This window comes from Achromobacter sp. ACM04 (genome assembly GCF_014851465.1).
Taxonomy (GTDB): domain Bacteria; phylum Pseudomonadota; class Gammaproteobacteria; order Burkholderiales; family Burkholderiaceae_B; genus Achromobacter; species Achromobacter aegrifaciens.
On sequence record NZ_JACUZS010000002.1, the window covers coordinates 724,203 to 747,878 of the forward strand.

The following is a 23,676-nucleotide window of genomic DNA, read 5'->3' on the forward strand; positions in this document are numbered from 1 at the left end:
CCTTGCGCCCGGCCCGCTCAGGCCGGCCAGGCGGCCACGGGCGTATCGGGATGCACCTTCATGATGCGGCAAGGCACCTGGACGAAGTTGGAAATCCAGGCCGCGGCCAGTTCCCCTTCGTCGATCACGTCCACCACCTGCTCGCCCACCTTCATGCTGTAGCGCACGCTGTCGTCGTCTTCGATGACGTCCAGCGGAATGTCCATGCGCAGCATGCCAGGCGCCTTCAGCACCAGGTAGCCCAGCCGCAGCTCGACCGAAACGTCGGCCAGCCGCGGACACAGGCTGCGGTTCAGCCACTGCCCGGAATCGTTGGCGACCAGCCATTGCCGGTGATAGCCCGCGGCCTCGGCCTGCGTGGTGACGCCGCACTCGGCCACGGGTTGGAAGTTCTCGGCGTTCATTTGCCCAGCAGTCCCTTCAAAGCCTTGTCGACGGCAGCGCCGCCCTTGCCCTTGCCCGTCACCGCTTCGCGAAGCTTGTTTTCCAGGCTGCGCTGGAGAATGCCGCCGATGGCGTCCTTCCAGAGCACGGTATAGGTCGGCTTGTCGAACGGTCCCTTGACGTGCACGGGGATGGTCACGTCCTTCAGGTCTAGCAGTTCCTTGCCTTCCGGATCGGCTGCCGGATTGACGACGCGGGCTCGCGCCACCAGGTCCAATTCGCTCTTGACGAAGTCAATGGTGGCCGGATCGCCCTGCGTCACGCGCAACAGGGGCGACACCACGTTCAGGCGCTTGACCGCGGCCACGCCCTTGGTGAAGGCCAGGTCGGCGTCCATCTCGGAGAATTCCGTCTGCTTGCTGGTGTCGGACGCGACGGTTTCATTCTGCGATTCCGGTTTGAAGGCGGCCTTCAGTTCGCGCAGCGTCTGCGTCAGGTTGATGCCCTTGACCGCGCCATCGCGCAGGCGCAATTGCATGGTGCCGCCCAGGCCGCTCTTCATGGCGTAGGCATTGGCGCCGGCTGTCTTCAGGTCCAGCGCAAGGCTGCCCGTACCGCTCAGCACGTTCTGGCGCGCCAGGTCCATCAGGAACGGTTCGATGGCGATACCGGCCAGCGACATCTTGGTGGCCAGCTGGTTACCCTGCGCGGCGTCCACCGACAAAGTGCCCGCCAGCTTGCCGCCGTACAGGCCGGCAGTCAGGCTGGAGATATCCAGCTTGCCCTTGTCCAGCTTGACCGCGGCGCCGACGTCGTCGGCCTTCAGGCCGCGCACGACCAGCTTGCCAACCTTGATCGTGCCATTGACGCTGGGACCGATCAGCGCAGACAGGTCGATCGTGTCGTCGGCAGGTTTGGCAGGCGCCGCAGGGGCTGCAGGCTGCGCGGGCTTGCCGTCTTCCTTCTTGGCTTCGGCCGGCTGCTTGGGCGCCGGCTGCGCGGGCGTTGCCGCAACCGGCGGCACCAGCTTGTCCAGGTCCAGCGTATCCACCACCAGCGCGAAATTCACCTTGGGCGCATCGCTCAGCTTGGTAATGTCCGCGCTCAGATCGAACTTGCCGCCTTCCAGCACGGCGTTGATCTTGCTCGTGGCCTGATCCTTCAGCAGATCCGCGGTCACGCTGCCGATCACGGGAATCTGCAGGCTGCCCTTGGGCAGTCCGGGATCGGTGATGTTGACGTCGCCACGCAAACCGGACAGGCCGCCGCTGCGCTGCAACAGGTTCAAGGACAGCGGCGAGGCGAAGTTCAGCTTGACGATCCGTTCGCCATTCTTGGACGTGCTGTCCAGCTTGGCTTCCTTGATCTCCAGCTCACCGGCGTTGCCGCTGATGCCGTTCAAGCCGAAACTCGCGTCCAGGCCGCTGATGCGCACGCGGCCCGTCAGCGCCTCACCCGTGGCCGACGCCGGAGAGATATTGAGCGCGGGCGCGTCCACGGCGAATTCGAAGGGACCATCGGCCACGCCGCCCTTGGCGCGTATCGCCAGTTTCTCGATCTGCAGCTGGCTCTTATGCGGGTCGATCGCCAGCTTGGGAATGGCCACGCTGGCATCCACATTGGTCGCGCGCGCAGCGGGATCGGTGACGTCGCCCTGGAACACGACTTCCAGGCCGGCGATGTCCAACGCCGACTTCTGGCCGTTGAAGGCCAGATTGCCGCGCATGGCCAGGCTCTTGGCTTCGGCCCCCGGCAGCTTGCCGTCCATGCGCAGGTCCAGCTTCTGCGCGGCGTAGCGCTTGGCCGACGGATCCAGCGTAAGCAGGGCCTGGCCGGTCAAATTGGCGTCCACGCGCGGATCGCCACCCTCGACGCGTGCGGTCATGCGCACATCGAACGGTTGATTGAAGGTGACGCGGCCGGTGTTGGCGTTGATCTTGGTGACCGCCACCGCCATGCCCGTGATCTCGTCCTGCAGCTGCACCTGGCCGTCCTTCAGGTCCAGCCCGGCGATGTCGATCTGCATGTTGTTGCGCGGCTGCGGCAGGTTGCCGTTGGCGATGGCCTGCACCGCGCTCTGCGCCGCGCCCGCCAAGGCTTCAGCCGGATTGGCCGGCGCCGCCGTGATCGGCGCGGTGCCGCCCACGAGATTGCTGAAATTGAAATGGCCCTGCTTGTCCCGCACCACACGGGCCTTGAAACCGGTGATCGCGACGTGGTCCACCACGAAGCTGTTGGACAGCAGCGGCCACACCGCGACCGCCAGACGGGTGCTATCGATGGAGGCGAAGGTTTCGGAGCTGTCCGGCTCGGACAGCGACACGCCCTGCACCGACAGCCCGATGCGCGGGAAGAGCGACAACTCGATCTCGCCGTCTATCGTCAGCGTGCGTTGGTAGCGTTGCTGGACAAGCTCTTCCAGCTTGTACTTGTACGCGTTGGGGTCGAATGTCAGCAAGAAGATGGCCAGGCCAACGACGGCCACGACAACCAACACTACCAGGCCTATCAAAATGCGCTTGAACCACGTTTTCATTGCTGCCCCGTCGGTACCTCGACTGGAAATCCTTGAATGCCGTCCGCTGCGCCGGGCGCGCGGAAGGTGCTTTAGCTGCGGAAAAACCGCCAGGCCCATGTAGCCACGGCCTTTCAGGGCGTGCCCGCTCTCTTGCCGAGCCTGGGGCTGCGGCGCCGAAAATGGAATCTGCCAAGGAAAGCCTGATGAAGACGCCAGCCGAGCCAGCGTACAGATAGCGCTATCGTAACAAATCGGGCCGACTTCGCGCGGATGGCCGGGCGCGGCCGCGCAAAATCAACACTATCGGTATCGATGCGGCGTCTCGAAATCCGGCCTCGGACCTGACAACTTTCTGTCTCGCGGATTGTAGGGCTAGAATGATTGATACATCAATCATTGATAGATCCAACAATGTCCGCCCCCGCTACAGGCACCCCGCACTCGCCCGGCCAAGTGCTTCCTTTCCGCCAAACCCTGCTTGCCATGCTGGGCATGTGCTTCGTCATGATGATGGTCGCCATCGATCAGACCGTGGTCGGCACCGCGCTGCCGACCATTGTGGCCGAACTCAAGGGCTTCGAACTGTATGCATGGGTAGCGACGTCTTACCTGCTTACCTCCGTCATCACCGTGCCTATCTTCGGCCGCCTGGGCGACTACTACGGCCGCAAGCCGTTCGTAGTGGCAGCCATCGTATTGTTCACCCTGGCCTCGGCGCTATGCGGCGCGGCCGACAGCATGTTCACGCTGGTCCTGGCGCGGGCGCTGCAAGGCATAGGCGGCGGCATGCTGGTAGGCACGGCGTTCGCGTCCATCCCCGACCTGTTTCCCGATCCCCACGTGCGATTGCGGTGGCAAGTCATGCTCAGTTCCGCCTTCGGCATCGCCAACGCCATCGGCCCGACCCTGGGCGGCGCGCTGACCGAGCACTATGGCTGGCGCTCGGTGTTCTACGTCAACCTGCCCATTGGCCTCCTCGGGCTCTGGTTCGTCGCCCGCTATCTGCCGCATCTGCGCAACCACACGACCGGCCGCGTGCGGCTGGACTGGCAGGGTGCGCTGCTCATCGCCGTGGCGCTGGGCAGCCTGCAACTGCTGGTCGAACTGTTGCCCAAGGAAGGGCTTAGCGCATCCATCCTGCTGCTGGGCGCGGGCAGCGCGGTAGCCTTCGCCCTGCTGTTCTGGTGGGAACGGCGCTGCCCCCACCCGCTGCTGCCGCTGGACATGTTCCGCAACCGCGGCCTCGCCATGCTCTTCACGCTGGCCCTGCTGGTGGGCGTGACCATGTACTCGCTGCTGTTCTACGCACCGCTGCTGCTGCAAGGCGGCTTCGGGCTGTCGCCCCAGGACGCCGGCCTGCTGATCACGCCAATGGTGGTTTTCATCACGGTGGGCAGCATCGTCAACGGCCGCATCATCACCCGCATCCGCAATCCCAACCGCATGCTGTATGCGGGCTTCATCCTGATGGCGCTCTCGTGCCTGGGCATTGTTACCACCCATAGCTATACGTCACATGCGCTCATCGCTGCATACATGCTGATGGCCGGGCTGGGCATGGGTTTCATCATGCCCAACCTGACGGTCTTCGCGCAGCAGACCGCCGGCCGCAGCCACCTGGGCATCGCCACGGCGCTGCTGCAATCCCTGCGCATGATCGGCGGCATGTTGGGCACGGCGATCGTCGGCACCATGATCAACCACAGCTATTTCAGCGGCGTCGAATCCACGCTGCGCGGCGCTTCCGCCCGCTGGCTGCCAGAGCTGAATGATCCCCAGATGCTCGTCAATCCCGAGGCCCAGACGCAGTTCCTGGCACAATTGGCGCATCAAGGCCAGGACGGAACCTCGCTGATCGAGATCGCTCGCGTCGCGCTCGTCGGCGCCATCCACGAAGGGCAACTCATAGCCCTGGCGGTTGCGGTGTTCGCGCTCTGGTGCGTGCGGCGCGTGCCGCCGGTCCAGTTGATCCGCCCTTCCACACCAGAGCCGGCCGGCGTCGGAGAATAGCTTTTGCCCAAACAACAACAAGGCTTGCAGGTCATCCAGCACATGGGACAGGCCTACCGCGGCATGCAGAGCGCGTTCAGTAGCACCGTCGGCCACGCCCTGCCCCGTTGGCGCATTTTGCTGGCGCTGCATGAGTGCGGCCAATGTTCGCAGAAGCATCTGGCCGAACGCTGCCGGCTCGATCCCGCGTCGCTCACACGGCAGCTGCAGGCCATGGAAAAAATGGGCTGGATCGCGCGCGCAGTGGATCCGCAGGACAACCGCCTGACCAACGCCAGTCTCACGCCCGTCGGCCAGGCCGTGGTGGATGAAGCCCTGCCCAAGCGGGCGGCGTTCTTCGAGGAGTCGCTCAAGGGCTTGTCGGCCGCGGATATCGACACTTTGAATCGCGTGCTAAGCGTGCTGGAAGCGAATTTCCTGCGGGCGGCGGACAAGGCGCCAAGCTAGCACAGGCTCCGCCGCCATAAGAAGTACGGTATCGGCCCATAGCAAAACACGATTCGCGAGCCATAAGGATCATCCAGAATACAAACCGACTCCCCCACATAAGAACAAAGAGGCGGCAATGGATTCGGTGTATTTGGTGGTGACGCTGGGCGCGGTCATCGCGGGCTTCGTGCAGGGCCTGTCAGGCTTTGCCTTCGGCCTGGTGGCGATGTCGTTCTGGGCCTGGGTGCTGGACCCGCGCCTGGCCGCGACGCTCGCGGTCTTCGGCGCCCTGGTCGGGCAGATCCTCGCCGCCATCACCGTGCGCCGCGGCTTCGATCTGCGGCGATTGCTGCCCTTCGTGATCGGCGGCCTGTTCGGCATTCCGCTGGGCGTGGCGCTGCTGCCGCGCCTGGACATGGACTGGTTCAAGACCATACTCGGCATCCTGCTTGTGATCTGGTGTCCCGCCATGTTGTTGGCCAAGAACCTGCCGAAGATCGCCGCAGGCGGGCGCGCCGCCGATGCGGCCGTCGGCATGGCCGGCGGCGTGCTGGGCGGCATAGGCGGCTTCACAGGCACGCTGCCCACCTTGTGGTGCACCCTGCGCGGATTCGACAAGGACGCGCAACGCGCCATCATCCAGAACTTCAACCTGTCCATGCTGCTGGTGACCATGGGCACATATCTGGCCAGCGGCATCGTCACCCGCGCCATGCTGCCCATGTTCGCCATCGTCGCCGCCGCCATGCTGGTGCCGGTATTGCTGGGCGCGAAGCTTTACATAGGCATCAGCGAGGCGCGCTTCCGGCAGATCGTGCTGGGGCTACTGACGGCTTCCGGAGTCGCGTTGCTGGCCTCGGCGGTGCCGCGGCTGCTGGAACGCATGGCATAGTTCCGTCCGTGACCGCAATACGGACAATCAATGCCCATGAATCCCGACCGCCGCTACCTCGTCATCCAGGCCCACGCCAGCGAGTTCCCCGAACCCATGCTGGTGCGCAAGGGAGATCGCGTCACCGTCGGCGAACGGTACGATGGCCCCGAGGGCTGGCCCGACTGGTATCTGTGCACGCCAGCAGGCCAACAAGCCGGCTTCGTGCCGGCGCAATTCCTGGACCGCCACGCCGACGGCAGCGCCACGATGCTGGAGGATTTCACCAACAAGGAGCTGGATGTCGCGCAAGGCGAAATGCTGCGCGGAGAGCGCGAACTGAATGGGTGGGTGTGGGCGGTCAGGCTTGGGGATGGAGAGACGGGCTGGGTGCCGCTTGAAAACCTGCGTCTGTGCGATCACACCATCTGCTGATGCGGTCCAACCCGGCCGCTGCCAGTCATCCCGCTATTCGCCGCAACCGATTGTTTCTCATCCCTCATACCGTTCTCGCAAAGCCCTTCCTGGAGCGGCGCGCATCGCTGTTGACGCCTCACCAAAAAAAACACCCCAAAGATCGGACACAGGTCTGATCTTTGGGGTGCTTCGGGGGATATGCTGTTTCGCTTAGACGTTGAACAAGAAGTTCATCACGTCCCCATCCTGCACGATGTATTCCTTGCCTTCCGCGCGCATCTTGCCCGCTTCCTTGGCGCCCTGCTCACCCTTGTAGGTGATGTAGTCGTCATAGGAGATGGTCTGGGCGCGGATGAAGCCGCGTTCGAAGTCGGTGTGGATGACGCCGGCGGCCTGGGGCGCGGTGGCGCCGATCGGCACGGTCCAGGCGCGCACTTCCTTAACGCCGGCGGTGAAGTAGGTCTGCAGGCCCAGCAGCTTGAAGGCGGCGCGGATCAGGCGGTTCAGGCCGGGCTCTTCCATGCCCATGTCCGACAGGAAAGCCTGGCGGTCGGCGTCGTCGAGGTCGACGATCTCGGATTCAATGGCGGCGCAGATGGCGACCACGGGCGCGTTGCGCGCGGCGGCGAATTCGGTCAGGCGGTCGAGCAGCGGATTGTTGGTGAAGCCGTCGTCCGCCACGTTGCCCACGTACATCGCGCGCTTGGCGGTGATGAAGCAGAGCTGGGCGATGTCGGCCTTTTCCTCGGTTGAGAGGTCCAGCGCACGGATCGGCTTGGCTTCGTTCAGCTGGGCCACGCACTTTTCCAGCACAGCCACGATGCGCTGCGATTCCTTGTCGCCCGAACGCGCGGTCTTCTGGTGGCGTTGCAGGGCCTTTTCAGCGGTCTGCAGGTCGGCCAGAGCCAGTTCGGTTTCGATGACTTCGATGTCGGCGATGGGATCGACCTTGCCGGCCACGTGGATCACGTTGGGATCTTCGAAGCAGCGCACCACGTTGACGATGGCGTCGGTTTCGCGGATGTGCGAGAGGAACTGGTTGCCCAGGCCTTCGCCCTTGCTCGCGCCGGCGACCAGGCCCGCGATGTCGACGAATTCGACGGTGGCGGAAAGGATGCGTTCGGGCTTGACGATTTCAGCCAGCTTCTGCAGACGCTGATCCGGCACTTCGACCACACCGACGTTGGGTTCGATGGTGCAGAACGGATAGTTCTCGGCGGCGATGCCGGCGCGGGTCAGAGCGTTGAAGAGGGTCGATTTGCCTACGTTGGGCAGGCCGACGATGCCGCATTGCAGAGCCATGGGAATCCTGTGTAAGTACGGTATTGATCGTTAACGTTCTAGTTTACCCCGGCTGGGCGCTCAGGCCCCGCCGGCCGGGCCGCCGTTGCGGCCCCGGTCAGGCTGCGGCGGCGGGAACCCAGCGCATGATGATCCAGATCATCAAAATGGGGCCAGCGTTGAAAGCGGAATGCAGCAATATGGCTGCGCCGATTCCGCGACGCACGCGCATCCAGCCCAGCACGAGGCCCGTGAGCCATTGCGGCAGCACCAGCAGGGGCAGCAGCCAGTATGGCGTCTTGCCGTAGACGAAGTTGGTCAGGTGCACCGCGGCAAAGGTCAGCGCGACCAGGTGGAACACCAGGCCGAAATGCTGCAAGTAATAGCGCCGCCAGGTGGTGTCCCAGCCTCGTAGCAGTTCGGGACGCTGGCGCACGCCCCAGCAGGCCAGGATGACGAATGCAGCCAGCAGCAGGCCGGTCCAGACCTTGGGCCCCCACAGCACCACGGGCACCATCGCCGGGATCAGCCATAGCGCCTGTCTTGGACGGCGCAGGCCATAGCGGAACAGTATCTCTTCCACCAGCGGCGCCCAGATGACGGCGGTCAGCCAGGGGATGTTGGCGGGATCGAGCCGATGCGTAACGCCGCCGAGCCCGGCGGCGGCCACCGCCACCGGCCCCAGTGCGAACAGGTTCACGGCCCACAGCAGCGCGGCCCAGGCCAGCAGGCGTCCAGGCCCCAGGCCCGGCCACCAGTCGGCCACCAGCCCGCTCGCGGACGCGCGGCCCGGCAGGCGCGAAGCCGGATGCGGGTGCCGGATGAAGCGCCAGAAATCCGCAACTTCGCTGCGAAAGCGAAGTTTTCCGCCAGATAGCGAAGCCGATTGCCGCTGGTCCGTCATCAGGCCTCGTTGCCGCTGTGGAGTTGGCGTGTCGCCAGGGGAAAATCTCCGGCCAGCATCGCCGGCACGACCGCGCGACACCGGTCGATCACCGCTTCGATCTCTTTCTGTTCCTCGCGGCGCGGCGGATGCAGCACGAAGTCCGCCACCTGCTGGGCCAGGCCCAGCGTGCGGGGATGGCCGATGCCGATGCGCAGGCGCCAGAAGTTGGGGCTGCCCAAGGCCGCCTGGATGTCCTTCAAGCCATTGTGGCCGGCGTGCCCGCCGCCCTGCTTCAGTTTCACCTGACCGGGCATCAGGTCCAACTCGTCATGCAGCACCAGCACCTGCTCAGGCACAAGCTTGTAGAAACGAGCCAACGCGCCCACCGCCTGGCCGGAACGATTCATGTAGGTATTGGGCTTCAACAGCAGCACGTTGTCGGCGCCCAGACGGGACTTGGCCACCATGCCGAAAAAGGACTTCTCCAGCGCAAAAGAAGCGCGCAAGTCGTCCGCCAGATGGTCGGCCAGCCAGAAGCCGGCGTTATGCCGGGTCGTTTCGTAGTCAGGGCCGGGATTACCCAGTCCGACGATGAGGCGTATAGGAGTAGACATGATGGGGGGTGTTTAAACCAAAAAACCCTGCGCATGCAAATGCACACGCAGGGTTTCGGGTACCAGCCGTGGAAAGCCCGCGGGCTTTCCGGCGGAACTTAGGCGGCCGGAGCTTCGGCAGCGCCTTCGTCGGCGGCAGCGCCGCCCTTGACCACGGCCGTGGCGGCCAGCAGCGGGTTGGCGTCACCGCCGTGGGGCACGTACGTCACGCCCTTGGGCAGCTTGATGTCGGCCAGGTGGACCGAAGCGCCAGGCAGCAGATCCTTCAGGTCCACTTCGATGAACTGGGGCAGCGCTGCCGGCAGGCAGGTGATTTCCAGTTCGGTCAGGACGTGGCTGATGATGGCGCCGCCCAGCTTCACGGCCGGCGAGACTTCAGCGTTGATGAAGTGGAACGGGACCTTGGTATGCAGGGCCTGGTTGGCGTCCACGCGCTGAAAGTCCACGTGCAGGACTTGCGGCTTGTAGGCGTGCCATTGAACCGAACGCAGCAGGACTTGCTCTTCCTTGGCTGCGCCTTCCAGCGCCATTTGCAGGATCGACGCGTGGAATTCTTCCTTGCGCAGGGCGTGGTAGATCTCGTTGTGGTCGAGTTCGATGTTCAGGGGGGCAGCCGTACCGCCATAAACGATGGCGGGAACGCGGCCCGCGCGGCGCAGGCGGCGGCTCGCACTCGAACCCTGGACGCTACGCGCAGTGGCATTGAATTTCATGGAAAACTCCAAAAACAATAAATGGCGAAGAGACTTCGCCGATTAGTGCACGGCACGCGAAATGCGCGCCGTGTTTGTTGCGCCTTGCCGCGACCAGCAAGGCGCAAAACTCTGTATCCGGACTACCCGTCCGAGGGCCGCTACGTCTTAATCGACGAACAGCGAGCTGACCGATTCCGCGTTCGAGATACGCAGGATGGTCTCGCCCAGCAGCGCGGCGCACGACAACTGGCGGATCTTGCCGCTGGCCTGGCCTTGCTCGGAGAGCGGAATGGTGTCGGTGACGACCAGTTCGTCCAGTTCCGACGCTTCGATGCGGTCGATGGCGCCGCCCGACAGCACGGGGTGCGTGCAATAGGCGTAAACGGCGCCGGCGCCGCGGTCCTTCAGGGCCTGGGCCGCCTTGCACAGCGTGCCGGCGGTGTCGACCATGTCGTCCATGATGATGCAGGTGCGGCCGTCGACTTCACCGATGATGTTCATCACTTCCGACACGTTGGCGCGCGGACGGCGCTTGTCGATGATGGCCAGATCGGCTTCCAGCTGTTTGGCCAGCGCGCGGGCCCGCACCACGCCGCCGATGTCCGGGGACACGACGACCAGGTTCGAGAAATTGCGGCGCCAGATGTCGCCCAGCAGGATCGGACCCGCGTAGATGTTGTCCACGGGGATATCGAAGAAACCCTGGATCTGGTCGGCGTGCAGGTCCATCGTCAGGACGCGGTCGACGCCAGCCACTTGCAGCATGTTGGCCACGACCTTCGCCGAGATGGCCACGCGCGCCGAGCGCGGGCGGCGGTCCTGGCGGGCATAGCCGAAATAGGGAATGGCGGCGGTGATGCGGCCAGCGGAAGCGCGGCGCAAGGCATCGACCATCACCATGATTTCCATCAGGTTGTCGTTGGTGGGGGCACAGGTGGGCTGCAGGACGAAGACGTCCTTGCCGCGCACATTCTCGTTGATCTCGACCATCACTTCGCCGTCCGAGAAGCGACCGACGGTCATCTTGCCCAGGGACATATCGAGGTGGTTGACTACGTCCACGGCCAGCCGAGTATTGGCGGTGCCCGTGAAAATCATGAAGCTATCGTTTGCCATGATGGATGATGCGATGGTCGTTTTAAGACACTAACGAGATGATGCGAGGTAATGCACCAGCGGACCCGGAAAATAAAAAAGCTGCTGAACCCGGGCCAGTGTCTTACAGGCGTGTTCAACAGCTTTTTTATGTATTCGGTTGGCTGGGGAGGAAGGATTCGAACCTTCGCATGCCGGAATCAAAATCCGGTGCCTTAACCAGCTTGGCGACTCCCCAACTATCTTGCAATCCAATTCCGCAACGGATGTTCAGCTAACCCAGTACATGCCTGCACTAACCGAAACCGTGGATGCGTTTGGCTGAATGTTTTATCAGCGCCGCGCATTATAGCGGATATTTCTGCTTCTGCCAAAACGGCTTCGGAGAGTTCGGAAAATTCGGCGAATAAACACGCACCAGATCCCGACATGCGAACTGGAGTTCCACGAAGGACCTCCTGCTCAGCAAGCCACCGCGATGCCCCAAGCACTTCTGGGTAAAGGCGGTAGACCACCGGCTCCAAATCATTCCTGCCGAAGCGGGAAGTAGGCGAAGCAAGAAAGACCGCTATTGTGATGGAAGAAGAATCTCTTGTCAAATCAGGTGCGGAAAATATTTGTGGCGTGGGCACGCTGGCGTCCGGCTGCGCCACCAGATATGCACGATCCGGCAGCGTCACCGCCGTCAGGTCTTCGCCTACACCCTGGGCGAATGCGGATTGACCGAAGACAAACACGGGCACATCGGCGCCCAGAGGCAAGGCCAGCTCCATGAGTTCGCGCCGCGACAGCCCGGTATTCCACAACTTGTTCAGCGCGATCAGCACGGATGCCGCATCGCTGGAGCCGCCGCCCAGGCCGCCGCCTTGCGGGATGCGCTTTTCCAGGCCGATCTGCACGCCCTGCTTCGTACCCGTGGCCCGCTGCAGCGCATGCGCCGCGCGCAGGGTCAGGTCCTGCTCTTCGGGCACGCCAGGCAGCTCCGTGGCGCGGCTGATGACGCCGTCGGCGCGCACATCGAAATGCAAGGTGTCGCACAGATCGATAAAGCGGAAGGCGGTTTGCAGCAGGTGATAGCCGTCGGCGCGCCGGCCTACGACGTGCAGGAACAGATTGAGCTTCGCGGGAGCGGGTACGTCGTAGAGAGTCACGGCTGAACAAACAAAAAAAAGCGGTCGCCCGATTTTACCGGGCGACCGCTGATTCCGGGCCAAGACGGCCCGCCATTCAAGGCTGATTGACGACCAGACGCAACATGATGCGCCGGCCCGGCTCCTGGCGTTCCAACACCAGCAATTGGGGACCTAGCGTGTCGTAACGTGAGAGCCGCGCGCGCCAGCCGCCCTGCTCAAAAGCCGCCAGGCGACCCAGTTCGTCGCGCGACACTTCGGTCGCTTCGGGCGTGGCCGCCAGCTTGCCCCGCAGCCAGTCACGCAGCCCGGACACGGGCATGCTGCTGCCCAGCGCTTCCGCGGCCAGGGCATCGGGATTGTCGGCGACCAGGCGGGTGCCGTCGGCCTTGGTCAGGCTGGCCGCGCCGGGCCGTCCTTCCACCCGAGCCTCGGTCGAACCCAGCGGGTTGGTCAGGTCCAGCACATACTGGCGGCCATCGTCCGACCACGAGAAGCCGCCCTGCACGGCGTTCTGCTTGCCGCTTTCCTCGTTGACGGTAATGGCGAAGCGGCCGATGCGCGAAAACGCGTCGGCGCTGGCGCCTTCGATCGGTTTGGGCGTGGTGCAGGCCGCCAGCGTCGCCGCCAGCATTGCCATCAGGAACCAGCGCAGCGGCGCGGCGGCGCCGAGCGCACGTTGAAACACTGCGGTCACAGGCTGATCCCCAGGCGCTTGGCCACGTCCTGAACAGTCTTGTTCTTGGGATCCTTGGCCACCGCGGCGCGCAGCAACTCGACGGCCTGGTCGCGCTTGCCCTGGGTCCAGAGAACCTCGGCCAGGTGGGCTGCGATATCTGCTTCCGGACGCACGCTGTAGGCGCGCCGCAGGTAGTCGGCGGCAGCTGCGGAATCGCCCATGCGGTACTTGACCCAGCCCATGCTGTCGAGGATGAACGGATCGTTGGGCGCGAGCTCCAGCGCTTGCGTGATCAGATCCAGGGCCTCGGGCAGGCGCTGGTTGTGATCGGCCAGCGTGTAGCCCAGCGCGTTGTAGGCATGCGCATGATCAGGGTCCAGCGCGATGACCTGGCGCAGCATGCGTTCGAGGTCGGCCAGACGGTTCTGGCGTTCGTACAGCATGGCCAGTTCGTACTTGATCTCGACCGTGTCGGGCAGCGCCTGATCGGCCGCTTCCAATACCGACACCGCCTGCTGCACGCGGTCGGCGTCGCGCAGGATCTGGGCCTTGGTCAATACGCCGAGCGTACGCTCTTCCTCGTCCTGCGGGCCGGCGGCGTCGATCATGGCCAGCGCGTCGTCAATGCGACCGCTCTTGGCGCGCAAGGCGGCCTGGCGCATGCGCACCGAGTAGCGCAGCGTCGGATCGTCGATACGGCCCAGTTCAGCAATGGCGTCGTCGTAATGGCCCTGGTCTTCGGCGATGCGGGCCAGCAAGACATGGGCGTCGGCCGCGGCGGCGCCGGCATCGGTTGCGCCCGGGACGGTCGCGCGCTGGCGTTGCTGCTGCACGTCCAGATACTGTTGCAACAGGCTCTTGGCCTGCGGCAATTGCCCGGCCTTGTAGGCCAGTTGCGCCTGCATGAACAGGAGGTCGAAATCTTCCGGCGAACGGCGCGACATGGCCTGCAATTCAGCCAGCGCGCCGTTGTAGTCGCCGCTGTCGGCCAACTGGCCGGCCAGCATCAGGCGCACCTTGCGGGCGTTGGGATTGCGGGCGATATAGGCGCGCGCCTCGGCCTGCGCGCGCTGCGGGTCCACTTTGTAGCCGTATTCCAGCACGCGCAGGGCCGCGGGTTCCGACTTGGGATCCGCCGCCAGGGCCGCGCGCGACTCCTGCGCGGCACGGGTGTAGTCGCCCGAGGCGGAAGCCACGTCAGCCAGCGCCAGGTGCGCTGCCGGCAGCTTGCGCACGCTGTCGCTCAGGGATTCGTCGAGGATGCGCAGGGCGAGGCGGCGGTCGTTCAGGCGGCTCAGCACGGCCAGGGCCTGGCCGATGGCGGCCGGCTTGTCGCGCGAGGAATCGATGCGGTTGCGCAGGGCCTGCGACAGGCCCTTGGTCTGGCCGTTGGCGGCGGCCAGCGCCAGCTCGGTGGAACTGGCCTCGACGTCGTTGGGAGACAGGCGCGCCCAGACCCGCGCGGCGTCCAGGGCGCCGGGCAGGTTGCCGCCGGCCAGTTGGAATTCGAGGGCGCGGCGAGCCAGGCGTGGATCGCCGGTATCCCGCGCCAGGCCCAGCATGGTGGTAGCCGCGGAACCGTACATGCCGCGCTGCGCGGCGATCTCGGAGGCGAGCACGCGATAAAAAATGTCCGCGGTCAGCGAGACATAGGGCAACTGCCCGGGGCGCAGCCGTATGACTTCGGTTTCAGGGTGGCGGCTCTGGGGCGCCATCCTGGGCCCGGTCGCATCGCGCGTCCGGCTGTCGGCGGCCTGGGCCGGCGGGGTCAGTATTGCTGCCAGCGCAAGCGCTAGCGCGGCGATCCCGATGTTTATAGGTTTGAAAGACGACTTCACGCGGCCCGTCCGGTTGATGGCACAATCTTCGTACACGCAATTAATGATCTTACACTGGCTCATGCCGGAACTGCCTGAAGTCGAAACCACGCGTCGGGGAATCGACGCCGTCATCACCGGCCGGACGCTCACGCGCCTGGTCATCCACGAATCCCGCATGCGCTGGCCGATCCCGCAGGATCTGCCGTCGCTGGTCGCTGGCCGCGCCGTGCTGGAATGCGCGCGCCGCGGCAAGTACCTGCTGCTGCGATTCGAACACGGCACCCAGATCGTGCATCTGGGCATGTCGGGGTCGCTGCGCAGCGTCGCGCCTGGTGAATTCCTGCGCAAGCACGACCATGTCGAATGGATCTTCGAACAGGCCGTGCTGCGCCTGCATGACCCGCGGCGCTTTGGCGCGGTGCTGTGGCACCCCGAATCCGACGGCCCCATCGAAGCCCACCCCCTGCTGGCCAAGCTGGGCATCGAACCCTTCGATCCACGGTTCGACGGCGCCTGGCTGCACCGCCATTTCAAGAACCACAGCGCCGCCATCAAGCAGGTGCTGCTGGCCGGCATGGCGGTGGTGGGCGTGGGCAATATCTATGCGTCGGAAAGCCTGTTCCGCGCCCGAATCAATCCCAAGACGCCAGCCAACAAACTGTCGCCCGCCCGCTGCGAGCGCCTGGCCGACATGGTGCGCGCCACCCTGGCCGATGCCCTGACCTCCGGCGGCAGCACACTGCGGGACTACGTCGGAGCCACCGGCGAACCAGGCGCCTACTTCGAGATCCACGCCGCCGTCTACGAACGCGAGGGTCTGCCCTGCCGCGTCTGCGCCACCCCGATACGGCGCATCGTCCAAGGCCAGCGCGCCACCTACTATTGCCCGAAATGCCAAAGGAATTGACCGCTGCCGCCCCGGAAATCCACGGGAAATCCCTGTAAAAACAAGACTATTTGTTTATAGCAAACGTATTGCACGAAAACTAACGTCAAGCTATATTCCTTCCACACACCGTATTCCTATAAAAGTGGAAGGAGCCTCCATGAGCAAGCAATTCGCCTCGCACGCCGACCTGGACGACAAGGTCGTCTCGTTCGAAAAACTGTCCGACAACGCCTATGCCTACACGGCCGAAGGCGATCCCAACACGGGCGTGATCATCGGCGACGAGGCCGTCATGGTGGTCGACACCCAGGCCACCCCTGTCATGGCACAGGACGTGATCCGCCGCATCCGCGAAGTCACGGACAAGCCCATCAAGTACATCCTGCTGTCGCATTACCACGCCGTGCGCGTGTTCGGCGCGTCGGCCTACAACGCCCAGGAAATCCTGGCCAGCCGCGACACCTACGACCTGATCGCCGAACGCGGCGAACAGGACAAGGCCAGCGAAATCGGCCGCTTCCCCCGCCTGTTCCGCAACGCCGAATCGATTCCGCCGGGCCTGGTCTGGCCGACGATGACGTTCAAGGGCGAAATGACGGTCAACCTGGGCAACCTGGAAGTCAAGCTGCTGCAAGTGGGCCGCGGCCACACCAAGGGCGACACCATCGCCTGGTTGCCCGAGCAGAAGATCCTGTTCGCTGGCGACCTGGTCGAATACCAGTCCACCCCCTACTGCGGCGACGCCTACTTCCGCGACTGGCCCAGCACGCTGGACGCGCTGTCTGGCTTCGAAGCCGAGAAAATGGTCCCGGGCCGCGGCCCCGCGCTGAAGAACGCCACCGAAGTCCGCCAGGGCCTGGCCGGCACGCGCGCCTTCCTGACCGACCTGTACGGCGCGGTGAACCGCGGCGTGGCCGAGGGCAAGGACCTGAAGACCATCTACCGCGAGGTCTACGACTTCATGAAGCCGCGCTACAGCGACTGGGTGATCTTCGACCACTGCATGCCGTTCGACGTGTCGCGCGCCTATGACGAGGCCACCGGCTACACCCACCCGCGCATCTGGACCGACAAGCGCGATCTGGAGATGTGGGCGCAGCTGGAAGGCTGATCCCGGCGGGCCGCCAATGGCCCATCCGAGCACCAACCGGAATCGCGCGCCGCAAGGCGGCGCGCGGCTTCGCGACATAAAAACAATATGACCCACACAGGAGACAACCGTGGGAGACATCGACTTTCAGGCGATGGAATTCGCCTATGAAAAACACGCCGACCAGGCCGCCAGCGAGCTGGCGCGCCATCAGGTGGTGGTGGTGGGAGCCGGCCCGGTCGGTCTGACCACGGCGCTGGACCTGGCGCGCCAGGGCGTGCGCGTGGTGGTGCTGGACGACGACTTCCGCCTGTCGACCGGCTCCCGCGCCATCTGTTTCTCCAAGCGCACGCTGGAGATCTGGGACCGCCTGGGCGTGGGTCAACGCATGATCGACAAGGGCGTGTCCTGGAACGTGGGCAAGGTCTTCTTCCGTGAGCAGGAAGTCTGGCGCTTCGACCTGCTGCCCGAACCCGGCCATCGCCGCCCGGCCTTCATCAACCTGCAGCAGTACTACGCCGAAGGCTATCTGTACGAGCAGGCGCGCCAGGAACCCAACATCGATCTGCGCTGGAAGAACAAAGTTGTCGGCCTGGAGCAGCGCGATGACGGCGTGGTCCTGAACGTGGAAACCCCGGACGGCGCGTATGCCTTGCATGCCGACTGGCTGATCGCCTGCGACGGCGCGCGTTCGCCGGTGCGCAAGCTGATCGGCCAGGAAAGCCACGGCCGCATCTTCCGCGACCGCTTCCTCATCGCCGACGTCAAGATGCAGGCGGACTTCCCGACCGAGCGCTGGTTCTGGTTCGACCCGCCCTTCCATCCCAACCAGTCCGTGCTCTTGCACCGCCAGCCCGACAATGTCTGGCGCATCGACTTCCAGCTGGGCTGGAACGCCGACCCGGTCGAGGCCGTCAAGCCTGAAAACGTGCTGCCGCGCATCCGCGCACTGCTGGGCCCCGACGCTCGCTTCGAGCTGGAATGGGTCAGCGTCTATACCTTCGCGTGCGAACGCATGGACAAGTTCCGCCACGGCCGCGTCGTCTTCGCCGGCGACTCCGCGCACCGCGTATCGCCGTTCGGCGCCCGCGGCGCCAACAGCGGCGTGCAGGACGCGGAGAACCTGGCCTGGAAACTGAAGCTGGTGCTGGCCGGCCAGGCGCCCGAGACACTGATCGACAGCTACGCCGTCGAACGCGAATACGCCGCCGACGAGAACATCCTGAATTCGTCGCGCGCCACCGATTTCATCACGCCCAAGAGCGACATCAGCCGCAATTTCCGCAACGCGGTGCTGAACCTGGCCAAGACCCATCCGTTCGCGCGCTCGCTGGTCAACAGCGGCCGCCTGTCGCTGCCCGCGACCTACACCGGTTCGCCGCTGAACACGCCGGACACCGACGCCTTCAGCGGCCGCATGGTGCCGGGCGCGGTGGCGCTGGACGCGCCGGTGAACGCGCAGGATTGGTGGCTGGCGCAATTGGACGGTGAATTCGTGCTGGCGTTCTTCTGTGGCGACGCCCTGCCCGACCGCAACACGCTGCTTGCCCTCCAGGCGCTGCGCATGGCGCCTGTGCCGGTCAAGGCCGTGCTGGTCGCCAGCCCGCAATGCGATCTGTCCGCGCTGCCCAAGGAGCTGGCGTCCGTCACGGACCGCGAAGGCTGCCTGGGCAAGCGCTATGACGCGCAAGCCGGCACGGCCTACCTGATCCGCCCCGACCAGCACATCACCGCCCGCTGGCGCGCCTTCGACGCCGGCGCCGTCACCGCGGCCGTCAGCCGCGCCACGGGCCGGGCCTGAACTTCGAGATCACTCCATCATGCTGATTACCGAAACCAACCTGGTCTCGCCTGACGACTTCTACGAAGCGCTGATCGAGACCCACCGCGACCTCACCAACGAGCAAAGCCAGGAGCTCAACGCGGCGCTGATCCTGTTGCTGGCCAACCACTTGGGCGACATGGAAGTGCTGCGCGAGGCGCTGCGGCAAGCGCGGGCGTCCGTGGCGCCGTAGTTCCCTTCACGCCCCGACCGCGAACGCATTGACGATCAACGCGCGCAGCCATTGGTTGCCGCTGTCGCGGTCCACCCGGCGCTGCCAGTACATGTTGGTCTGCAGCGCCGGCACTCTTATCGGCGGCGTCATGTAGCGCAGGCCGAATGGCGGCGCGGCGCTGGCGGCAAGTTTTTCGGGCACGGTGGCCAGCAGGTCGGTCGCGCTGACGATGTAGGGCACGGCCGAAAAATGCGGCACGCTGAAATGCTCGGCCAGATCGACGCCGGCGCGTTCCATGGACTGGTTGACCTGCCCGTAGGGCGCCGCGCGCGACACGATGAGGTGGCGCTCGGCCCGGAAGGCCTTGAGGCTCATGCCGGCGTGCGCCGTCGGATGCGCCTGCCGGAACAGGGTCGCATAGCCCTGGCGGAACAGCATGCGCTGTAGCGTACCCGCCCCCATTTCATCGAATGCGCCGATCGCCAGATCCACCCGCCCCGCCTCCATTTCCCGCGGCAGATCCGGTCCCTGCACCCGCACCGAATCGATGCGCACCTGCGGCGCCACCTGCACGCAGACTTCCATCAGGCGCGGCATGAAGTGGATCTCGCCCACGTCCGTCATCGCCACCCGGAAGCGGCGGGTGCTGGTGGCGGCATCGAAGACGTCCTGGTCTTTCAGGGCCTGCGACAACATGGTCAACGCCTCGCTGACTGGGCCCGCCAGGCGCTGCGCGCGCGGCGTGGGCAGCATGCCCTGCGCCGTGCGCACGAACAGATCGTCGCCGAATGCTTCGCGCAGGCGGCGCAGCGCGTTGCTGACCGCGGGTTGCGACAGGTCCATGCGCCGCGCCACGGCCGACAGATTGCGGTCCTCCAGCAGATGCTGGAACAACAGCAGCAGATTCAGATCGACATCGCGCAGCTCGGCCATACGCCCCCCTACTATTCACAAAATTTATAGTCTCTATTTTTGCATTCCCATAGCCGTAGCGGGGATTTTTTCCGACAATGCCATATGGGCTCCGGAAACCTTCCGCACGAGCCACCCGCACCAGGCCGCGCGGCCAAGCACCGCGCCGCCGCTCAGGAGGAATCCATGGAACTGCAATACCAGACCGGCTTCGGCAACAGTTGCGCTACCGAAGCCCTGCCCGGCGCGCTGCCGCTGGGCCGCAACTCGCCGCAGCAATGCCCCTACGGCCTGTACGCCGAGCAGTTGTCCGGCACCGCCTTCACCGCGCCGCGCAGCGAAAACCGCCGCTCCTGGCTCTACCGCATCCGTCCCGGCGCGCAGCACAAGCCGTTCGAGGCCTTTGACGGCGCCGCCGGCTGGCAAAGCACCTTCGGCCAAGGTCCCGTCACGCCCAATCAGTTGCGCTGGAGCCCGTTGCCCATCCCCGCCGCCCCCACCGACTTCCTGGAAGGCGTGAAGACCTGGGGCGGCAACGGCGGCCCCGACGAACTCAGCGGCGTTGGCATCCACCTGTATGCGGCCAACCGTTCGATGCAAGGGCGCTACTTCTACAACGCCGACGGCGAACTGCTGCTGGTGCCGCAGGAAGGCCGCCTGCGCCTGGCCACGGAGCTGGGCCTGATCGACCTGGAACCGCTGGAAATCGCCGTCATCCCGCGCGGTGTGCGCTTCCGCGTTGAACTGCTGGACGGCAACGCGCGCGGCTACATGCTGGAAAATTTCGGCGCGGCCATGCGCCTGCCGGAGCTGGGCCCCATCGGCTCGAACTGCCTGGCCAATGCCCGCGACTTCAAGACCCCGGTGGCCTGGTACGAAGACCTCGAAGGCGACTTCGAACTCATCGCCAAGTTCACGGGCGGCTTCTGGCGCGCTTCCATCGACCATTCGCCGTTGAACGTGGTGGCCTGGCACGGCACGCATGCGCCGTACAAGTACGACCTGCGCAACTTCAACACCGTCGGCTCCATCAGCTACGACCATCCGGATCCCTCGATCTTCACGGTGCTGACCGCGCCGTCGGACACCCCGGGAACGGCCAACATGGATTTCGCGATCTTCCCGCCGCGCATCCTGGCCATGGAGAACACCTTCCGTCCGCCCTGGTTCCACCGCAACATCGCCAGCGAATTCATGGGTCTGATCCAGGGCGTCTACGACGCCAAGGCCGACGGTTTCGCGCCGGGCGGCGCCAGCCTGCACAACTGCATGAGCGGCCACGGCCCCGACGCCGAGACTTTCGAAAAGGCCTCGCACGCCGATACCAGCAAGGCCCACTACATCCGCGACACGATGGCCTTCATGTTCGAGACGCGGCGCGTCATCCGCCCCACGGAGCAGGCGCTGGCCTCGGTAGAATTGCAAGGCGACTACTACCGGTGCTGGCAGGGCATCGCCAAGCATTTCGACCCCAGCAAGGCGTGACGCGCAGGCCTTCTGCCATCCACGCCCGCGGCGATGAGCGCAAGCTCATCGCCGTTTGGCATTTGTAATTTCCGGCGCCTGACGCCCGGCCACCGCATAACCACACTGAAAGAGACACGCAGCCATGACCACCATCAACGAAACCCACGACCCGTCCCTGAAGAGCTGGATCGCCAGCGCCAACACCGGCGAGTCGGATTTCCCGGTGCAGAACCTGCCCTATGCCACCTTCCGCCGCAAGGGTTCGACGGAGTCGTTCCGCCCCGGCGTGGCCATCGGCGACCAGATCCTGGACCTGGCCGCGCTGGCCGCCAAACAGCCCTTCGAGGGCCTGGCAGCGGAAGCCCTGGCCGCGTGCGCCACGGACAGCCTGAACGCCCTGATGGCCCTGGGCCAGGCCCACTGGAGCGCCCTGCGCCTGGCGCTGTCGCGCGCACTGCGCGAAGGCGCTGCCCTGCGCGGCACGGTCGAGCCCCTGCTCGTCGCGCAAGCCGACGCCGAATACACCACGGCCGCCCGCATCGGCGACTACACCGACTTCTACATCTCGGTGCACCACGCCACCGCCGTGGGCAAGCAATTCCGCCCCGACAATCCCCTGTTGCCGAACTACAAGTGGGTGCCCATCGGCTACCACGGCCGCGCCTCCAGCATCGGCGTGGACCAGAAGTTCCCCCGCCCCGTCGGCCAGACCCGTCCCGCCAATGAAGGCGAAGCGCCGCAGTTCGGCCCCTGCGCCCGCCTGGACTACGAACTGGAACTGGGCATCTTCGTCGGCACCGGCAACGCCCAGGGCGACCGCATCCCCCTGGCCGACGCCGAATCGCACGTGTTCGGCCTGTGCATCCTGAACGACTGGTCGGCGCGCGACATCCAGGCCTGGGAATACCAGCCCCTGGGCCCCTTCCTGGCCAAGAACTTCGCCTCCACGATCTCGCCCTGGGTCGTCACCATGGAAGCGCTGGAACCGTTCCGCACGCAGTGGATGCGCGGCCCGTCCGAACCGCAGCCCCTGCCCTACCTGGCATCCGATGCGAACCGCGCCAAGGGCGCCTTCGACGTGCAGATGGAAGTCCTGCTGACCACCGAAAAATCGCGCGCCGACAAGCAGCCGCCGGCCTTCCTGTCGCGCAGCAACTTCCGCGATGCCTACTGGAACGTGGCGCAGCTGATCACCCACCACACCGTCAACGGCTGCAACCTGCAACCCGGCGACATGCTGGGCACCGGCACCCTGTCCGGCCCGCAACCCTCGGAAGCCGGCTCGCTGCTGGAACTGTGCAACGGCGGCAAGAACCCCATCGACCTGCCCTGGGGCGAAAAGCGCACCTTCCTGCAGGATGGCGACCAGGTCATCATCCGCGCCGAATGCGTGAAGGCAGGCTATCCGCGCATCGGCTTCGGCGCCTGCTCCGGCACCGTGCTGCCCGCCCGCGCCTGATCCGCGCCTAGTCCGCGCCGGCGCCCGCCCTGGCGGGCGCCGTCAACGCCTCGATCTCATCGTCCTTGGCCTGCCACTGCTGGCCCAGCCAGTGATGAAAGGTCGTACGGAACGCCTTGTCGCCGGAGTAGTTGCCTTCGCAAAACTCCGGCGGCACCGGCAACTGCCGCATGCGCACCAGCACCTGCCCCGCACGACCGCAGGCCAGATCCCAGAAGCTGGGCGCACCATCCGGATAGACGATCGTCACGTCTATCATCGAACGAAATCGCTTGCCCATCGCATTCAACGCCACCGCCAGTCCGCCCGCCTTGGGCTTGAGCAGATGCCGATACGGCGATCCTTGCGCATCGCGCTTGGCAGGACTGAAACGCGTCCCTTCAGCAAATACCATCACGCTGGTCGGCACCAGCGAGAACTTCGCGCAGGCCCGCCGCGCGGTCTCCTGGTCCTGCCGCCCCAAATCCGGATTGCGGCGCAACGCCGCCTTGCCGTGGCGCTTCATGAACGGAAAATCCAGCGCCCACCACGCCAGCCCGATCACCGGCACATAGATCAGCTGCTGCTTCAGGAAGAACTTCAGCAACGGAATACGCCGGTTCAGCGACTGCTGCAACACGAAGATATCCACCCAGGACTGGTGATTGCAGTTCACCAGATACCAGTCCGCATAGCGCAGGCCGTCATTGCCCTGTACATCCCAGGGCACATCCTGGATCCGCGCCAGCCATCCGGCGTTGCAGGACACCCAGGCCGTGGCAATGCCGTTGAGCACGGGATCGACACCCCGCCTGACCGCCGCGAATGGCAGCAGCAGCTTCAACAAGGCCAGCGGGAACAGCAGCAGGCACCAGAACACCGTGTTGAGCGCCAGCCAGACGGTGCTGATAACGCCCGTCACCCAGGCGAAACGTCCACGCGGCAATGGCAACACGCGACGGCGCGCAGGCGCGCGAGCACTGGATTTGTTTGATTGGGCAGGCGCAGCGCGGCCAGCCCCGGAAGACGATTCAGGAAAAGTCATGCGCCAGTT

General features: G+C 65.1%; 22 protein-coding genes and 1 tRNA gene. 10 read left to right on the forward strand and 13 right to left on the reverse strand.

The features are described from left to right. Positions 1-17 precede the first annotated feature (17 nt). Entirely contained in the window at positions 18-404 is a 387-nt protein-coding gene (locus IB259_RS14215; RefSeq protein WP_054451940.1) for an MOSC N-terminal beta barrel domain-containing protein, read from the reverse strand. Beyond that, the gene (locus tag IB259_RS14220) at positions 401-2,920 is read right to left on the reverse strand and encodes an AsmA family protein (protein ID WP_175161368.1); all 2,520 of its coding nucleotides are present in this window, start codon (positions 2,918-2,920) and stop codon (positions 401-403) included. Before IB259_RS14220 ends, IB259_RS14215 begins: the two co-directional genes overlap by 4 nt. 393 nt (positions 2,921-3,313) lie before the next feature. On the opposite strand from IB259_RS14220, the gene IB259_RS14225 reads away from it, so the two are divergent. The 4 genes from IB259_RS14225 to IB259_RS14240 all read left to right on the forward strand — a co-directional run bounded on the left by IB259_RS14225 (position 3,314) and on the right by IB259_RS14240 (position 6,647). Then, positions 3,314-4,912 (forward strand): MDR family MFS transporter, encoded by a 1,599-nt coding sequence (locus tag IB259_RS14225; RefSeq protein ID WP_175161366.1) that lies wholly within the window; start codon positions 3,314-3,316, stop codon positions 4,910-4,912. A 3-nt stretch (positions 4,913-4,915) separates the two neighbouring features. Further along, entirely contained in the window at positions 4,916-5,359 is a 444-nt protein-coding gene (locus IB259_RS14230; protein ID WP_054451943.1) for a MarR family winged helix-turn-helix transcriptional regulator, read from the forward strand. A gap of 118 nt (positions 5,360-5,477) precedes the next feature. Next, on the forward strand, positions 5,478-6,233 hold the full coding sequence (locus IB259_RS14235; protein WP_175161364.1) for a sulfite exporter TauE/SafE family protein: 756 nt from the start codon (positions 5,478-5,480) through the stop codon (positions 6,231-6,233). A gap of 30 nt (positions 6,234-6,263) precedes the next feature. Next, on the forward strand, positions 6,264-6,647 hold the full coding sequence (locus IB259_RS14240) for a ligand-binding protein SH3 (protein WP_225596859.1): 384 nt from the start codon (positions 6,264-6,266) through the stop codon (positions 6,645-6,647). A 192-nt stretch (positions 6,648-6,839) separates the two neighbouring features. On the opposite strand, the gene ychF is transcribed toward IB259_RS14240, so the two are convergent. From ychF to IB259_RS14285, 9 genes are all read right to left on the reverse strand, one after another. Next, positions 6,840-7,931, reverse strand: coding sequence for a redox-regulated ATPase YchF (ychF, locus tag IB259_RS14245; RefSeq protein WP_054451948.1), 1,092 nt, complete (start codon positions 7,929-7,931; stop codon positions 6,840-6,842). Positions 7,932-8,028: 97 nt separating this feature from the next. Further along, the gene (locus tag IB259_RS14250; protein ID WP_192329343.1) at positions 8,029-8,814 is read right to left on the reverse strand and encodes a type II CAAX prenyl endopeptidase Rce1 family protein; all 786 of its coding nucleotides are present in this window, start codon (positions 8,812-8,814) and stop codon (positions 8,029-8,031) included. After that, positions 8,814-9,410, reverse strand: coding sequence for an aminoacyl-tRNA hydrolase (pth, locus tag IB259_RS14255; protein ID WP_054451950.1), 597 nt, complete (start codon positions 9,408-9,410; stop codon positions 8,814-8,816). Before pth ends, IB259_RS14250 begins: the two co-directional genes overlap by 1 nt. A 98-nt stretch (positions 9,411-9,508) precedes the next feature. Beyond that, complete coding sequence (locus IB259_RS14260; RefSeq protein ID WP_042797362.1) at positions 9,509-10,123, reverse strand: 50S ribosomal protein L25/general stress protein Ctc; 615 nt, start codon at positions 10,121-10,123, stop codon at positions 9,509-9,511. Positions 10,124-10,270: 147 nt separating this feature from the next. Beyond that, positions 10,271-11,221, reverse strand: coding sequence for a ribose-phosphate pyrophosphokinase (locus tag IB259_RS14265; protein WP_006227587.1), 951 nt, complete (start codon positions 11,219-11,221; stop codon positions 10,271-10,273). A gap of 140 nt (positions 11,222-11,361) precedes the next feature. Then, positions 11,362-11,438: transfer RNA gene (locus IB259_RS14270), tRNA-Gln, on the reverse strand. 1 nt (position 11,439) lies between these two features. After that, on the reverse strand, positions 11,440-12,351 hold the full coding sequence (gene ispE / locus IB259_RS14275) for a 4-(cytidine 5'-diphospho)-2-C-methyl-D-erythritol kinase (protein ID WP_082400801.1): 912 nt from the start codon (positions 12,349-12,351) through the stop codon (positions 11,440-11,442). Positions 12,352-12,427: 76 nt separating this feature from the next. Then, a complete protein-coding gene (lolB, locus tag IB259_RS14280; protein WP_119449635.1) occupies positions 12,428-12,970 on the reverse strand; it encodes a lipoprotein insertase outer membrane protein LolB in 543 nt (180 codons plus the stop codon). Positions 12,971-13,023: 53 nt separating this feature from the next. Then, on the reverse strand, positions 13,024-14,910 hold the full coding sequence (locus tag IB259_RS14285) for a lipopolysaccharide assembly protein LapB (protein WP_119449626.1): 1,887 nt from the start codon (positions 14,908-14,910) through the stop codon (positions 13,024-13,026). Here IB259_RS14285 and mutM point away from each other — a divergent pair. The 4 genes from mutM (at position 14,909) to IB259_RS14305 (ending at position 18,823) form a co-directional block, all read left to right on the forward strand. Further along, positions 14,909-15,736: a bifunctional DNA-formamidopyrimidine glycosylase/DNA-(apurinic or apyrimidinic site) lyase gene (gene mutM / locus IB259_RS14290; RefSeq protein WP_054451953.1), complete on the forward strand. Its 828-nt coding sequence runs from the start codon at positions 14,909-14,911 to the stop codon at positions 15,734-15,736. The two genes, IB259_RS14285 and mutM, sit on opposite strands and share 2 nt — an antisense overlap. 139 nt (positions 15,737-15,875) lie before the next feature. Beyond that, positions 15,876-16,829, forward strand: a complete 954-nt coding sequence (locus IB259_RS14295; protein ID WP_119449627.1) for an MBL fold metallo-hydrolase — start codon at positions 15,876-15,878, stop codon at positions 16,827-16,829. A gap of 109 nt (positions 16,830-16,938) precedes the next feature. Further along, on the forward strand, positions 16,939-18,609 hold the full coding sequence (locus IB259_RS14300) for an FAD-dependent oxidoreductase (RefSeq protein ID WP_192329345.1): 1,671 nt from the start codon (positions 16,939-16,941) through the stop codon (positions 18,607-18,609). 19 nt (positions 18,610-18,628) lie between these two features. Then, the gene (locus IB259_RS14305) at positions 18,629-18,823 is read left to right on the forward strand and encodes a DUF2783 domain-containing protein (protein WP_054451956.1); all 195 of its coding nucleotides are present in this window, start codon (positions 18,629-18,631) and stop codon (positions 18,821-18,823) included. 6 nt (positions 18,824-18,829) lie between these two features. Here the strand turns inward: IB259_RS14305 and IB259_RS14310 are convergent, their stop codons facing one another. Beyond that, positions 18,830-19,738: a LysR family transcriptional regulator gene (locus tag IB259_RS14310; protein WP_054451957.1), complete on the reverse strand. Its 909-nt coding sequence runs from the start codon at positions 19,736-19,738 to the stop codon at positions 18,830-18,832. Positions 19,739-19,903: 165 nt separating this feature from the next. Between IB259_RS14310 and hmgA the strand changes: the two genes are divergently transcribed. Together hmgA and fahA are read left to right on the forward strand one after the other, a co-directional pair. After that, positions 19,904-21,202: a homogentisate 1,2-dioxygenase gene (hmgA, locus tag IB259_RS14315; protein WP_054451958.1), complete on the forward strand. Its 1,299-nt coding sequence runs from the start codon at positions 19,904-19,906 to the stop codon at positions 21,200-21,202. A 124-nt stretch (positions 21,203-21,326) separates the two neighbouring features. Continuing rightward, positions 21,327-22,643 carry a fumarylacetoacetase gene (gene fahA, locus IB259_RS14320; RefSeq protein WP_192329346.1) on the forward strand — a complete coding sequence of 439 codons (1,317 nt, stop codon included), beginning with the start codon at positions 21,327-21,329 and terminating at the stop codon, positions 22,641-22,643. A 7-nt stretch (positions 22,644-22,650) separates the two neighbouring features. Here the strand turns inward: fahA and IB259_RS14325 are convergent, their stop codons facing one another. Next, entirely contained in the window at positions 22,651-23,667 is a 1,017-nt protein-coding gene (locus IB259_RS14325; protein ID WP_175180605.1) for an acyltransferase, read from the reverse strand. Positions 23,668-23,676: the final 9 nt, after the last annotated feature.